General features: G+C 72.3%; 12 protein-coding genes. 11 read left to right on the top strand and 1 reads right to left on the bottom strand.

Annotated features, from left to right (window positions below):
* Positions 1 to 195 precede the first annotated feature (195 nt).
* The 11 genes from fliF (at position 196) to AC6H2I_RS08710 (ending at position 13,268) form a co-directional block, all read left to right on the top strand.
* A complete protein-coding gene (gene fliF, locus AC6H2I_RS08760) occupies positions 196 to 1,863 on the top strand; it encodes a flagellar basal-body MS-ring/collar protein FliF (RefSeq protein WP_497500224.1) in 1,668 nt (555 codons plus the stop codon).
* A gap of 71 nt (positions 1,864 to 1,934) precedes the next feature.
* Entirely contained in the window at positions 1,935 to 2,678 is a 744-nt protein-coding gene (locus AC6H2I_RS08755; RefSeq protein ID WP_497500223.1) for a FliH/SctL family protein, read from the top strand.
* 22 nt (positions 2,679 to 2,700) lie between these two features.
* On the top strand, positions 2,701 to 3,030 hold the full coding sequence (gene fliN / locus AC6H2I_RS08750) for a flagellar motor switch protein FliN (protein WP_497500222.1): 330 nt from the start codon (positions 2,701 to 2,703) through the stop codon (positions 3,028 to 3,030).
* Positions 3,027 to 3,899, top strand: coding sequence for a motility protein A (locus AC6H2I_RS08745; protein WP_497500221.1), 873 nt, complete (start codon positions 3,027 to 3,029; stop codon positions 3,897 to 3,899). The genes fliN and AC6H2I_RS08745 overlap by 4 nt, the downstream gene beginning before the upstream one ends.
* A 4-nt stretch (positions 3,900 to 3,903) precedes the next feature.
* Positions 3,904 to 5,421 (top strand): sigma-54-dependent transcriptional regulator, encoded by a 1,518-nt coding sequence (locus AC6H2I_RS08740; RefSeq protein ID WP_497500219.1) that lies wholly within the window; start codon positions 3,904 to 3,906, stop codon positions 5,419 to 5,421.
* Positions 5,422 to 5,483: 62 nt separating this feature from the next.
* Positions 5,484 to 7,661, top strand: a complete 2,178-nt coding sequence (gene flhA / locus AC6H2I_RS08735; protein WP_497500218.1) for a flagellar biosynthesis protein FlhA — start codon at positions 5,484 to 5,486, stop codon at positions 7,659 to 7,661.
* A gap of 67 nt (positions 7,662 to 7,728) precedes the next feature.
* The gene (locus AC6H2I_RS08730) at positions 7,729 to 8,787 is read left to right on the top strand and encodes a flagellar biosynthesis protein FlhF (protein ID WP_497500216.1); all 1,059 of its coding nucleotides are present in this window, start codon (positions 7,729 to 7,731) and stop codon (positions 8,785 to 8,787) included.
* On the top strand, positions 8,784 to 9,578 hold the full coding sequence (locus AC6H2I_RS08725; RefSeq protein ID WP_497500215.1) for a MinD/ParA family protein: 795 nt from the start codon (positions 8,784 to 8,786) through the stop codon (positions 9,576 to 9,578). The genes AC6H2I_RS08730 and AC6H2I_RS08725 overlap by 4 nt, the downstream gene beginning before the upstream one ends.
* A 21-nt stretch (positions 9,579 to 9,599) precedes the next feature.
* Positions 9,600 to 11,597, top strand: a complete 1,998-nt coding sequence (locus tag AC6H2I_RS08720; protein WP_497500214.1) for a hypothetical protein — start codon at positions 9,600 to 9,602, stop codon at positions 11,595 to 11,597.
* Positions 11,594 to 11,959: a hypothetical protein gene (locus tag AC6H2I_RS08715; protein WP_497500212.1), complete on the top strand. Its 366-nt coding sequence runs from the start codon at positions 11,594 to 11,596 to the stop codon at positions 11,957 to 11,959. Before AC6H2I_RS08720 ends, AC6H2I_RS08715 begins: the two co-directional genes overlap by 4 nt.
* Positions 11,960 to 12,038: 79 nt before the next feature.
* On the top strand, positions 12,039 to 13,268 hold the full coding sequence (locus AC6H2I_RS08710; RefSeq protein WP_497500210.1) for an O-antigen ligase family protein: 1,230 nt from the start codon (positions 12,039 to 12,041) through the stop codon (positions 13,266 to 13,268).
* Here the strand turns inward: AC6H2I_RS08710 and AC6H2I_RS08705 are convergent.
* Positions 13,246 to 13,842, bottom strand: a complete 597-nt coding sequence (locus AC6H2I_RS08705) for a hypothetical protein (RefSeq protein WP_497500208.1) — start codon at positions 13,840 to 13,842, stop codon at positions 13,246 to 13,248. The genes AC6H2I_RS08710 and AC6H2I_RS08705 overlap by 23 nt on opposite strands.
* Positions 13,843 to 13,868 lie beyond the last annotated feature (26 nt).

The raw sequence follows: 13,868 nt of genomic DNA, 5'->3' as shown, positions 1-13,868 counted from the left end.
CCGGTAGGCAGATTTTGCCGGGCGCCCGGCAAATTCTGCCCATGAATTAACCTTCCATTCATCAAGACTTTACTAGCATGCACCGGACATTGCCCTCCGGCGCAGAACTTGCAGTCCGCTCGGCTCCCATCTTTGGGACCATCGGTTGCGAACCCCGATCGCGGGGGGCCGGAGCCACCCGATCGGGGACGACGCGTGAACAACCTGCTGCAGACCTTGCGCAATCTCGGGCCGACGCGCCTCGCGGCGATCGGCGGCGTCGGCCTCCTGCTGATCGGATTCTTCATCTACCTGACGACCCGTCTGTCGACCACCGACATGGAGCTGCTGTACGGCGAGCTCGCGGCCTCCGACGCGGCGGCCATCGGCAAGATGCTGGACGACGCCAAGATCCCCTACGAGGTCGACAAGAGCGGCACCAAGATCATGGTCCCGGCCGAGCAGGTCGGGCCGGTGCGCATGCGCATGGCCGAGGCCGGCCTGCCGTCGGGGGGGTCGGTCGGCTACGAGCTGTTCGACAAGTCCGAGGGCTTCGGCGCCACCGCCTTCATCCAGAACATCAACCACCTCCGCGCGCTGGAGGGGGAGATGGCGCGCACCGTGTCGACCCTGGCCGGGGTGCAGACCGCCCGGGTCCACCTGGTGCTGCCCAAGCGGGAGCTGTTCGCGCGCGCCCAGAACCCGGCGACCGCCAGCGTCTTCTTGAAGATGAAGCCGGGGGCCAAGCCGTCGCGCGAGAACATCCTGGCGATCCAGCACCTGATCGCCGCGTCGGTGCCGAATCTGGAGCCGACCCAGGTGTCCATCGTCGACGACGGCGGCAACCTGCTCGCCCGCGGCATGGGCCAGAACAGCGAAGAGCTGCTCATGGCCACCGCCGAGGAGAAGAAGCTGGCCTACGAGGGCCGCCTCGCCCGCACCATCGAGGAGCTGGTGGGGCGCACCGTCGGCTACGGCAAGGTGCGCGCCGAGGTGTCCGCCGACCTCGACTACGACCGCATCACCACCCAGTCCGAGATCTACGATCCGGAAAGCCAGGTGGTGCGATCCACCCAGACCGTCACGGAGAACAACGAGAGCCAGGACCGCGACCCGCTGGCCCCGGTGACCGTCGACCAGAACCTGCCGACGGCGCAGACCGGCTCCGACAGCGCCGGCCCGATCTCGTCCAACCGGCAGGAGCGCAGCGAGGAGACCGTCAACTACGAGATCAGCCGCACGACCAAGAGCCATGTGCGCGAGACCGGCCAGGTGCGCCGCCTCTCCGTCGCGGTGCTGGTCGACGGCACCTACCAGCCGGCCGAGGCCGGCGGGGCGCCGGCCTTCCAGCCGCGCAGCGAGCAGGAGATGGACAACATCCGCGCGCTGGTCCGCTCGGCGGTCGGCATCGACGCCGTGCGGGGCGACAGCCTCGAAGTCATCAACATGCGGTTCTCGACGCCGGAGGACGAGTTTCCCAAGCCCGAAGAGCTGTTCATGGGCCTGACCAAGGACGACATCTTCCGCATCGCCGAGATGGTGGTGCTGGGCATCGTCGCCGTCCTCATCATCCTTCTGGTCATCCGTCCCCTGATCACCCGCGCCTTCGAGAAGGCCGAGGCCGACGACGACGACGAGATGGACCGCCTGCTGACCGACCAGTCCGGCATGCCCGCGGCGCTGGCCGGTCCCACCGGCGCGCTGGCCCAGGACCTCGCGCTGGAGGCCGCGCAGGCCGACGAGGAGCTGGAGCAGATGATCGACATCAACCGCGTCGAGGGGCGGGTCCGCGCCTCCTCCCTGCGCAAGGTCGGCGAGATCGTCGAGAAGCACCCCGAGGAAGCGGTGTCGATCCTGCGCAACTGGCTGTACCAGGAGAGCTGAGCCATGGACCGCTCCGCACGCCCCGCGCCGCACCGCGCTCCGCCCGTCCCGCTGCCTGACCGGGTGACCGCATGACGTCGGTCCGCAAGTTCCTGTTCGACGAATCCTTCGACGTCGACGGCGGGCGGAGCCGCGCCGAGCCGGACGACTATCTTCCGGAGGAGCCCGAGCCCGAGGCGGAACCCGAGGCGCCGCCGCCCCCGGTGTTCACCGAGCAGGACGTGGCGGCCGCCCGCGCCGCCGGCTTCGCCGAGGGCCAGACGGCGGGAAGCTCCGCCGGCTACGGCAAGGGCTTCGCTGAGGGGCACGCCGCCGGACGCAACGACGGACTCCAGGCCGGCCGGGCGGAGATGGCGACGACGACCGAGGCGAAGGTCGCCGACGCGCTGCAGCGCGTCGCCGCCGGGGTCGACCGCCTGTTGAGCGAGCGCGACGCGACCAACGCGATGCGCCGCGACCAGCCGGTGCACATCGCCCTGGCCATGGTCCGCAAGCTGATGCCCGAACTGGCGCGGCGCGGCGGATTGGCCGAGGTGGAGGCGCTGGTGCGCGGCTGTGTGATGGAGCTGATCGACGAGCCGCGCCTGATCGTCCGCGTCGCCGGCGACGTCCAGGCGGCGGTCGGCGAGCAGCTCGGCGCGCTGTCGGACAGCCGCGGCTTCGGCGCCAAGCTGATGGTGGTGGCCGATCCCGCGGTGGCGCCGGGCGACTGCCGCATCGAATGGGCCGAGGGCGGGGTGGAGCGCGACACCGCCCGCCTGCTGGCCGACATCGAACATTGCGCGGCGCGGCTTCTCGTCGCGCCCCCTGCCTGAAACCGGCGCTTCGGAGAGCTGAATGGCCAAGGACAACTTTTCCCTCGACGAGCTGGACGCGGCGGCGCGCAGCGATCTCGCCGAATACGAGACCGGCCTCGGCCCGACCAAGGACCTGGAGGCGGTCTACGACATCCCGGTGCAGATCTCGGCCGTGCTCGGCAAGTCGACCATGCAGGTCAGCCAGCTCCTGAAGCTCGGCCGCGGCGCGGTGGTCGAATTGGACCGCAAGGTCGGCGAGGCCATCGACATCTACGTGAACAACCGCCTGGTGGCGCGCGGCGAGGTCGTCGTCGTCGAGGACCGGCTGGGCGTGACCATGACCGAAATCATCAAATCGGACCGGGGATGACCATCGCGCGCGACACCGCCGACACCGGCCGCCCCGCCGCCGCTCCGGCGACGGGCGGTGGCGTGCGCCCGCGCGGCGGGCTCGACGCGGCGACCCTGGTCGGGCTGACCGCGGCGGTCGGCGTCATCGTCGCCGCCGTCGTCCTGGGTGGCGCGCCCGGGGCGTTCGTCGACGCCCCGTCGATGCTGATCGTGCTGGGCGGCACCGTGGCGGTGACCACCGCCGGCTACGCGCTGGGCGACGTCGCGGCGGCCTGGCGCGACGGGCTGCTGGTGCTGGTCCAGAAGACACACGACCCGCGGGCGGTGGCGCGCCGGGTGCTGCTGCTGGCCGAGGCGGTGCGCCGGGCCGGGCCGGAGATGCTCCAGGGCGTCCTTCCCGACCTGCGCGGCGAGCCGTTCCTGCACCGCTGCGTGTCGCTGATCGTCGAGGGGCATCCCGCCGACGACCTGGAGCGCGTCCTCGGCGGCGAGGCCGAGGCCGCGGCGGCCGGCCGGGCGCGCAGCGCCGCGGTGCTGCGCCGGGCAGCCGAGGTGGCGCCGGCCATGGGCCTGATCGGCACCCTGGTCGGCCTCGTGCAGATGCTGGGAAACCTGAACGACCCCAGCAGCATCGGCCCGGCCATGGCGCTGGCCCTGCTGACCACCTTCTACGGAGCGGTGCTGGGCAGCGTCGTGCTGACGCCGCTGGCCGGCAAGGTCGAACGCGCCTCCGAGGAGGAGGCGCTGGTCAAGACCCTCTACACCATCGGAGCGGTGTCCATGGCGCGCCAGGAGAATCCTCGCCGCCTGGAAATGCTGCTCAACACCGTCCTGCCGCCGTCGCGGCGGATCCAGTACTTCGACCGGGAACTCCCGAGGGGAGCGTAAAGCGATGCGTCTGTTGATCGTTGGAACGTTGGAAGGGTACATCACCGCCGCCGGCAAGATCGCCATGCAGCGCGGCGCCAAGGTGTCCCACACCGACAGCATCGAGGGTGCGCTCAACGCCCTGCGCGCCGCCGCCGGGGCCGATCTGGTGATGATCGACGTCAAGCTGGACATCGCCCGCTTCGTCGACTGCCTGAAGGCCGAGCGCATCACCATCCCGGTGGTGGCCTGCGGCATCGGCACCGACGCCGCCGCCGCGGTGCGGGCCATCCGGGCCGGGGCCAAGGAGTACATCCCCCTGCCGCCGGACGCCGAGCTGATCGCCGCGGTCCTGTCGGCGGTCGCCGAGGAGAGCCACGCCATCGTCTGCCGCGACCCGGCGATGCATGCGGTGCTCCAACTCGCCGAACAGATCGCCCCCTCCGACGCCTCCGTGCTGATCACCGGCGAGTCCGGCACCGGCAAGGAGCTGATGGCCCGCTACATCCATCGCAAGAGCCGACGCGCCAACGAGCCGTTCGTCGCCGTGAACTGCGCGGCGATCCCCGAGAACCTCCTGGAATCGGAGCTGTTCGGCCACGAGAAGGGTGCCTTCACCGGCGCCGTGGCCCGGCGCATCGGCAAGTTCGAGGAGGCCAACGGCGGCACCTTGCTGCTGGACGAGCTGTCGGAGATGCACCCGCGCCTGCAGGCCAAGCTGCTGCGCGCCATCCAGGAGCGGGAGATCGACCGCATCGGCTCCTCCCAGCCGGTCAAGATCAACGTCCGCCTGATCGCCACCTCGAACCGCAACCTGGAGGCCGAGGTCCAGGCCGGCAACTTCCGCGAGGACCTGTTCTTCCGGCTCAACGTGCTCTCGATCCCGTTGCCGGCGCTGCGCGAGCGGCCGCTCGACATCCCGACCATCGCCGAGCACTTCGTGAAAAAGTACTCCGAGGCCAACAGCGTGCCGGAAAAGTCGCTGTCGGCGGAGTCCATGGCCAAGCTGCAGGGCCACCACTGGCGCGGCAACGTGCGCGAGCTGGAGAACACCGTGCACCGCGCCGTCCTGCTGTCGCGGGGCGACGTCATCGTTCCCGACGCGATCATGCTGTCGGGTCAGTTGCTGGCCCCGGAAGGCTCCGCCCAGGCGTCCATCCCGTCGGGGTCGCCGGTGGCCAACCCCTTCGCCTACCCCTCGGGAACGGTGCCGCCGGCCCGCCCCATGCCGGCGGGCAACCCCTACGCCGCCTACGCCAACCACGCGCCGCCGCCGGGCCAGTCCGCCCGGCCGGCCCCGCCCGCCACGGCCCCCCAGGGCGCGGCGGGAGGGGCGCCGCTGGCGTCGCTGGTCGGCCGCACCGTGGCCGACGTGGAGCGGGACCTGATCATCGAAACGCTGAGCCACTGCTTCGGCAACCGCACCCACGCGGCCACCATCCTCGGCATCTCGATCCGCACCCTGCGCAACAAGCTCAAGCAGTACAACGAGGAGGGCGTCCCGGTGCCGCCGCCCGGCTCCGAGGAACGGGCGATGGTGTGAACCGGCGGTCGGTGTTAGACGGACGTTCGTAACGGCGGCAGGCACGGGGCACGGCAGCGGCGATGGCGCTCACCGAACACACGGAACCCGAAGGCGGCGGAGGAGGCGGCGGGCGTGGCAATGCCGCCGCCCTCGGCGACATGCTGGGATTCGCCAAGCGGCAGCTGAAGCGCGGCGACTTGGTGATGGCGTTCGGCATCGTGCTGATCGTCGTCGGCCTCATCATGCCGATGCCGGCCATCGTCCTCGACATGATGCTGGCCTTCAACATCACCATCTCGATCCTGATCCTGATGGTCGTGCTGTTCATCGAGAAGCCGCTGGACCTGTCGTCCTACCCGACGATCCTGCTGATCACGACCCTGCTGCGGCTGTCGCTGAACATGGCGTCGACCCGGCTCATCCTGCAGCACGGCTCCGAGGGCACGGACGCCGCCGGACAGGTCATCCAGGCCTTCGCCGGCTTCGTGATGGGCGGCGACTTCGTCATCGGCGTGATCGTCTACGGCATTCTGACGATCGTGAACTTCAAGGTGATCACCGCCGGTTCCGGGCGCATCGCCGAAGTCGCCGCCCGGTTCACCCTGGACGCCATGCCCGGCAAGCAGATGGCGATCGACGCCGACCTGTCCGCCGGCATGATCGACGAGGCCACGGCGCGGGCGCGCCGCAAGGAGCTGGAGGACGAGAGCGCCTTCTTCGGCTCGATGGACGGCGCCTCCAAGTTCGTGAAGGGCGACGCCGTCGCCGGCCTGATGATCATGTTCATCAACGTCATCGGCGGCGTCACCGTGGCGGTGCTGCGCTACGACATGCCGGTCATGGAGGCGCTCGACACCTTCACGAAGCTGACGGTCGGCGACGGCCTGGTGTCGCAGATCCCGGCCCTGGTGATCTCGATCTCCGCCGGCTTCCTGGTGTCCAAGGCGGGCGCCGGCGGCTCCACCGACAAGGCGGTGGTCGGGCAGCTCACCGGCCATCCCGCAGCGCTCGGCCTGTCGACCCTGGCCATCGTGTCGCTGGCCCTGCTGCCGGGAATGCCCATCTTCACCTTCCTGCCGGTCATCGGGCTGGTCGGGGCGGCCGCCTACTTCCTGCCGAAGATGCGGGCCCGCAAGGAGCAGGCGGACGCCGAGCGCGAGGTGGCCGAGGCCGAGGCGGCGGGCGCCGGCCCGGGCGGCGGCCCGGCCCCGGTGGCCGACGAACCGATCGCCACCGCCCTGGCGATCGACCTGATCCGGCTGGAACTGGGCTACGGCCTGCTGTCGCTGATCAACCAGCCCCAGGCGGGAAGCCACCGCCTGACCGACCAGATCAAGGGGCTGCGCCGCCAGATCGCCGGCGAGGTCGGCTTCGTCATGCCGGCGGTGCGCATCCAGGACAACCTGCAGCTCCCGCCCAACGTCTACGTCATCCGGGTCAAGGAGATCGAGGCCGGGCGCGGCGACATCCGGCCCAACATGCTGCTGGTGATGGACCCCCGCGGCGAGGCCATGAGCCTTCCCGGCGAGCAGACGGTGGAGCCGACCTTCGGCCTGCCGGCCATCTGGATCGAACCGGGCTACCGCGAGGAGGCCCTGTTCCGCGGCTACACGGTGGTCGACCCGTCGACCGTCATCACCACCCATCTCACCGAGACCATCAAGGACAACATGCCGGAGCTGCTGTCCTTCACCGAGACCCAGAAGCTCCTGGACGAGATGGACAAGGAGCACCAGAAGCTGGTCGCCGACGTGGTGCCGCAGCAGATCACGGTGGGCGGGCTGCAGCGCGTGCTCCAGAACCTGCTGGGCGAGCGCGTGTCGATTCGCGATCTTCCCACCATCCTGGAAGGGATTTCCGAGGCCGCCGGCCAGACGCGGTCCATCACCCAGATCACCGAACACGTGCGGTCGCGTCTCGCCCGGCAGATCTGCGACTCCTGCGCCAACGAGATGGGATTCATTCCGCTGGTCACCCTGTCGCCGGAATGGGAGAATGCGTTCGCGGAGTCGCTCATGGGCGACGGCGACGAACGGCAGCTGACGATGGCGCCAAGCCGGCTGCAGCAGTTCATCACCTCGGTGCGCCAGACCTTCGAGCGACACGCGATGATGGGCGAGACCCCCGTACTGCTGACCAGTCCGCTGATCCGGCCCTACGTCCGCTCCATCGTCGAGCGGTTCCGTCCGTCGACCGTGGTCATGTCGCAGAACGAGATCCATCCCAAGGCGAAGATCAAGACCCTGGGGGTGATCTGATGGGCCGTCCGCTGCCGCACCGCACCGCCGCCGCCGTGATCGGTGACCGCCGGACGGAGGTGCGCCGATGCGGCTGAAATCCTTCCACGCCAAGTCCATGTCGGAGGCGATGCGCCAGGTCCGCCAGACGCTCGGCGACGACGCCATCATCGTCGCGACGCGCGAGGAGGAAGGCGGCGGCGTGCGCGTCACCGCGGCGGTGGAGGAGGACGACCACCCGCACGGCCAGGGCCGCACCGTCACCGCCCCCGCCGCCCCGGTCGAGCCGGAGGTGGACGTCAGCGAGGCGGTGGCCGACGCGCTCCATCGCCACGGCGTGCCGGCCGCGCTGGCCGAGCAGTTGATCGACGCCGCGGCCGGGCTCGACACCGACGACCCGACCCTGGCGCTGGGCGCCGCGCTCGACGCGGTCTTCACCTTCCACCCCCTGGCCGAAGGCCGGCCCGGGCAGAAGCCGCTGGTGCTGGTCGGCCCGCCCGGGTCGGGGAAGACCCTGACGGTGGCCAAGCTGGCGGCGCGCGCCGTCTTCAAGAGCCGCAGCGTCAGCGTGATCACCACCGACACGGTGCGCGCCGGCGGCGTCGACCAGCTCGCCGCCTTCATGCGTCTGATGAAGGTGCGCCTGCACACCGTGGAAGACCCCGAGGCGCTGCACGGCGCGATCGCCATGAGCCGCGAGACCGACCTGATCCTGGTCGACACCGCCGGCCGCAACCCGTTCGACGCCGAGGACATGGCCGACCTCAAGGCGCTGATCGCGGCCGAGGCGGTGGAACCGGTGCTGGTCCTTCCCGCCGGCATCGACGCCATGGAGGCGTCGGAGATCGGCCAGATCTTCCGCGCGCTCGGCGTGCGCCGTATGCTGGTGACCCGGCTCGACGCGACACGCCGGCTGGGCAGCATCCTCACCGCCGCCTTCCGTGCCCGTCTTGCGCTGTGCGACTGCACTGTGGCGCCGAAGGTGGCCGAGGGCCTGACCACGCTCAACCCCGTGGCGCTCGCCCGCATGATGATGCCGGGGGAGGAGAAGAAGGCGGCGCAGCCGCCCCCCGCCAAGCCGAAGAAGACCAAGGCCGCCGCATCCGCCCACGCGCTGAGTTCCCCGTCGTCGAGGACCCTCCCATGACCGAACCGGTTTTCCAGGCCACCGCCTCCAGCAATGTCCGGCCGTTGCGCGGCGCCAACGTGATCGCCGTCGCGAGCGGGAAAGGCGGGGTCGGCAAGACGTGGTTCTCGATCACGCTGGTCCACGCCCTGGCCCGCCTGGGGCGCAACACCCTGCTGTTCGATGGCGACCTCGGACTCGCCAACGTCGACATCCAACTGGGGTTCGCGCCCAAGCACGACCTCGGCCAGGTGATCGACGGATCGGTGACCCTGCAGCGCGCGGCGCAGCGCTTTCCCGACGGCGGATTCGACATCATCGCCGGCCGCTCCGGCTCGGGCACGCTCGCCACCCTGCCCAGCCAGCGCCTGTCGTCGCTGCGCAACGACCTCCTCGACCTCGCGCGCAAGTACGACAACGTGGTGATGGACATGGGCGCCGGCGTCGACCGCACGGTCCGCACCCTGTGCGGACCGGCCGGGGTGACCCTGGTCGTCACCACGGACGAGCCGACGTCGCTGACCGACGCCTACGCGTTCATCAAGCTCACCCACGCCACCAACCCCAACGCCGACCTGCGCATCGTCGTCAACGTCGCCCAGAGCCTCAAGGAGGGTGAACGCACCTACAACACGATCCTCAAGGCCTGCACCAATTTCCTGAAGTTCAAGCCGCCGCTGGCCGGCATCGTGCGCCGCGACCTCAAGGTGCGCGACGCGATCCGCAACCAGATCCCGCTGCTCACCCGGTCCCCCGGCAGCGACGCCGCGGGCGATGTCCAGGCGATCGCCCAGCGCCTGCTGCGCGACTGAGCGCGGCGGGGAACGCCGGCCATGAGCGGCAGCGTTCCACCCCCGGCGCCGACGCCGGCCGCGGCCGCACCGGCCGGCCCGGCGCCGGCGACGCTGGCCGAGGTTTCCATCGCCAAGGTGCCGGACCGCCTGGCCAACCTGCCACGCCCGGTGGTGGTGAGCGGGACGGTGGCCGGCACCGGCGCCGACGGGCTGGTGCGCGTGCGCACCCAGGCCGGCGAGATCCAGGTGCGATCGCCCGTCCCCCTGCCCGCCGACAAGCCGGTGACGCTGCAGATCGCCGCCGGCCAGCCGCCGGGGCGTGCGGTGGTGTACGCCGCCCCGGCCGCCGCCGCCGGCGCCCCCCAAGCCCCGCCCGCCGCGCCCGCGCCGCAGCCCGGCGTGGTGCTGAGCCTGCTGACCAACGCCCTGACCCTGGCCGGCGCCCCGCTGGCGACGCGCCCGACCCTGGTCGCGGGGGCCCTCGTGCCGGCCACCGTGATCGCCGCGGCGACGGCGACAGCATCGCCCACCCCGCCCCCGGCACCGCCGGTCGTCGGTCCGGGGGGAGCCGCGGCGCCGGTCGCCACGGCGCCGAACACGCTCCCGGGCGCCCCTCCCACTCCCGGCATGACCGCGGCGGTGCCGCCCCCGGCGGCCGGGGCCGTCCCGACGATGCCCGGTGCGGCACACCCCGCCGCCGCCCCGCCGGCAACCGGCGCCCTGCCCCCGCCCTCCGCGGGCACCCCGGCCGGGGCCTCCCCGCCGGCGGCGCCCGGCGCGACCACCCCGCCCGCCGCCGGCCAGCCCGCGCCGGTCCTGCCGCAGGACGCCGGTGCCGCCAGCCGGCCGATCCCGCTGCCGGGCACCGCCGCGACGCCATCCGCCGCAACGCCGTCGGGCACCGCAACGCAGACAGGCACCGCAACGCAGACAGGCACCGCAACGCAGACAGGCACCGCAACGCAGACGGGCACTGCGCCGCCGTCGGGCGCAGGCGTCGCCACCGAGCCCGTGGCAGCCAATCCGGTCGCCGGCAGGTCAGGGCCGCCGGCACCGTCCGCGCCCACGCCGCCCTCCACAGCGGTGCCGCTGCTGACCCAGGGCGCCACCGTGGCGTTGCGCGTGCTCTCCGTGACGCCGCCCGGCGGGGACCCCAGTGCCGGAATCGCCGCGGCGCTGTCGGCCGACGAGCCGACGGTCGGCGGGACGGTGGCCGGCGCGACCTCCCGCGGCCAACCGATCCTGGCGACGCCGCAGGGCATGCTCGCCCTCAACACGCGCGCGACTCTGCCGCCCGGCACCCAGATCACCGCCGTGGTGAGCGACCCGGCCGCGGCGCTCGCCGGCCTCTCCGCGGAGGGCGAGGCCGCCCTGCCCGGCCGCGAATGGCCGACCCTGCGCGAGGCGTTGGCGGCCCTGGCCGCCCTCGACCCGGGGATCGCCCGCACGGTGATGAACAGCGTCGTGCCGCAGCCCAACCGCAAGCTGGGCGCCGCGCTCAGTTTCTTCCTGGCCGCGGTGCGCGGCGGCAGCGCCCGCGGCTGGCTGGGCGACGAGGCCGCGACGGCGCTGGAACGGGGCGGTCGCGGCGATCTCCTGGCCCGCCTCGACCGTGAGTTCCGCGGCCTGCGCACCCAGGCGGCGGAGCCCGCCCCCGGCGACTGGCGGCCCTACACGGTGCCGATGTTCGACGGCCAGGCGCTGGCACCGCTCCAGTTGCACGTCCGGCCGCTCCACCAGGACGAGGCGGGCGGCGGCGGCGGCGGCGAGAAGGAGCGCGGCAGCCGCTTCCTCATCGAGGTGGAGCTCAGCCGCCTCGGGCCTCTCCAGCTCGACGGCATGGTGCGGGAGCGCCGGTTCGACCTGATCCTGCGCAGCCCCAACCCGCTCCCGTCATCGCTGCGGGGCGACCTGCTCGCGGTGTTCACCGACAGCCTCGAAGCGGTCGGCTACGGCGGCGGCCTGTCCTTCCAGGTCGGTGCCAAGGCCTGGGTGAAGCTGGCCCGGTCGGGCCGCTCGACGACGGTCACCGCATGACCGGCCGGCAGCGCCGCGCGCGCCTCGCCATCGCCGGCAACCCCGACGCCCGGCACGACTACATGGTGTCGCTCGACGGCCCGGCCCGGCCCGGGCTCCACCTGGAGATCCGCTACGTTCCCGACCGCTGGGTGCTGACGGCCGACGGCTTTTCCGCCTACCTCGACGCCCTTGCCGAGGGTCCGGCGGAGCCCGAGGCGCTGGCCCTGGGCGTGCTCGAGGACCTCAACAACGAGGTGGTGCCGCGCTGGCTCGAGGTGCGCGTGGCGCGCGACGGCGCCCCCGGCCACCGCGTGGTCGTCGAGGACCGTCAGCCCGGCTGGGACAACCCGGTGCTGATGGCCCGCCTGGGCCCGCTGTAGAGGCCGGATCGGCCGCGTTGAATTCACCCCCGGCCCCTGATAAGCAGGCCCGCCGCCTTTCATCGCCCGACGAGCCGACATGACCGAACACGCCGCCCGCTCCGCCCCGACGGACGCGCCGCCGTCAGACCGCAGGGCGGTCGCGGCCGCGGTCGCCCTGGCGTTCCTCGCCGGGCCGCTGGCCGCGGTGGCGCCACGCGGGATGGCGGCGTGGACCATCGTCGTGTTGCTGGCGGCCCTCGCCGCGCTGTGGCACCGCGCCGTCTGGCCGCGCACCGCGATCGCGGGCGCTCTGGCCGCCCTGGTCGCGGTGGCCGCCGCCAGCGTCGCGTGGAGCCCCTCCGGCCGCGCCGCCGCCACCGTGCTGGAGATCGCGTACGTCGCCGGGGCCGCGGTGCTCGGCGCAACGGCCCTGGCCGCCATGCCCGCGGCGTCCGTCCGGCGGGTCGCCGTCGCCATGGCGTTGGGGGCGGTCACCGGGATGCTGATCTTCGCGGTGGAACTCGCCTTCGACTTTCCCATCCACCGCAGCTGGAACGGGGTGCCGGCGGAGGTCGCGGTCGCCGGCGGCAACGTGCCCAAACGCGCCGCCGCCCTGCTGGCGCTGGTGAGCTGGCCGGCCGCGCTCGCCCTGCGCCAGCTCTGGGGCCGCTGGGCACTGGCGGTTCCCGCGGCGTACGCCGGTCTCGCCCTGGTGTCCACCAGCCGGTCCGCGGTGCTCGGCATGGCGGCGGCGGCCCTCGCCTTCGCCGTCGCCCTGTGGTCCGCGGCGGTGACCCGCGCCGCCCTCGCGCTGCTCGTCACCGCGGCGTTCGCCGGCGTCCTTCCCCTGGCAAGCGTCCTCGACGGTGCCGGGCTCGTCGACGCCGACTGGTTGTTCCGCTCCGCCCGCCACCGCGTCGAGATCTGGATCGCCGCCGCCGACCGGGCGCTCGAGGCCCCGCTCCTGGGCCACGGCATCGACGCCTCGCGGGCGCTGGCGGCGGACGGTGCGGTGTCCCGCTTCTCCGGCGGGGCGGACACCCTGCTTCCCCTCCACCCCCACGACGCCATGCTGCAGATCTGGCTGGAACTGGGGGCCCTCGGCGCCCTGGCCGCGTGGGCCGTGGCGGCGGCCCTGCTGGCCGCCAGCCGGCGGCTGGAGCCGTCGGCCCAACCCTACGCCCTGGCCGTGTTCGCCGCCGCCCTCGCCATGCTCAGCACCGCCTACGGCGTGTGGCAGGCCTGGTGGATGGCCGGCATGGCGGTGGCGGCCCTGGCGCTGGTGGCGGCGGCCCCAACCCGCCTCAATGGCCCGCCTTCAGATTGAAGTAGCGGTAGAGGAAGAAGGCCAGCACCAGGGCCCAGAAGTTCAGCACGTGGAGCGTCCAGGTCGCGGCGCACACCACGTACACCGCCATGCCCAGGCCCCAGAACCAGATGACCACGCTCTCCACCAGGGCGCGCGGCGCACCGGACCCGAAGAAGCGCACGCTGCCCAGCACCACCAGGGCGGCCAGGGTGGCGGCCATCAGGGCGAACACGGTGACGGGATCACCGGTGTCGAGGCCCCGGACGCGCAGCCACAGCGCGTGGGGCGGGTAGCGGGCCGGGTCGAGCCAGAAGGTGAACAGCTCGGCAAAGCTGACGTCCCAAGGGCCGCCGGCGTGGAACACCGATTCGAACTCGTAATACGCCGGGTCGTGGTTGACCACCAGCAGCAGCAGGCCGGTGATGGCGCCGGACAGGAAGCTGAAGCGCATCATGCCGGGCACCGCGAAGTACTCGATGGTGTCGATGGCGTGCAGCACCCTGCGGCCCATCGACCAGGCGAGGAGCGGCAGCAGCACCAACCCCGCCAGTTCGGCGGTCCGCCACAGGGCGGGGATCAGCTCTTCGACCATGCCGCCCCCGCCTACGCCCCGTCACC

This window comes from Azospirillum sp. NS33, assembly GCF_059703765.1.
This window is presented reverse-complemented; position numbering and strand designations above follow the sequence as displayed.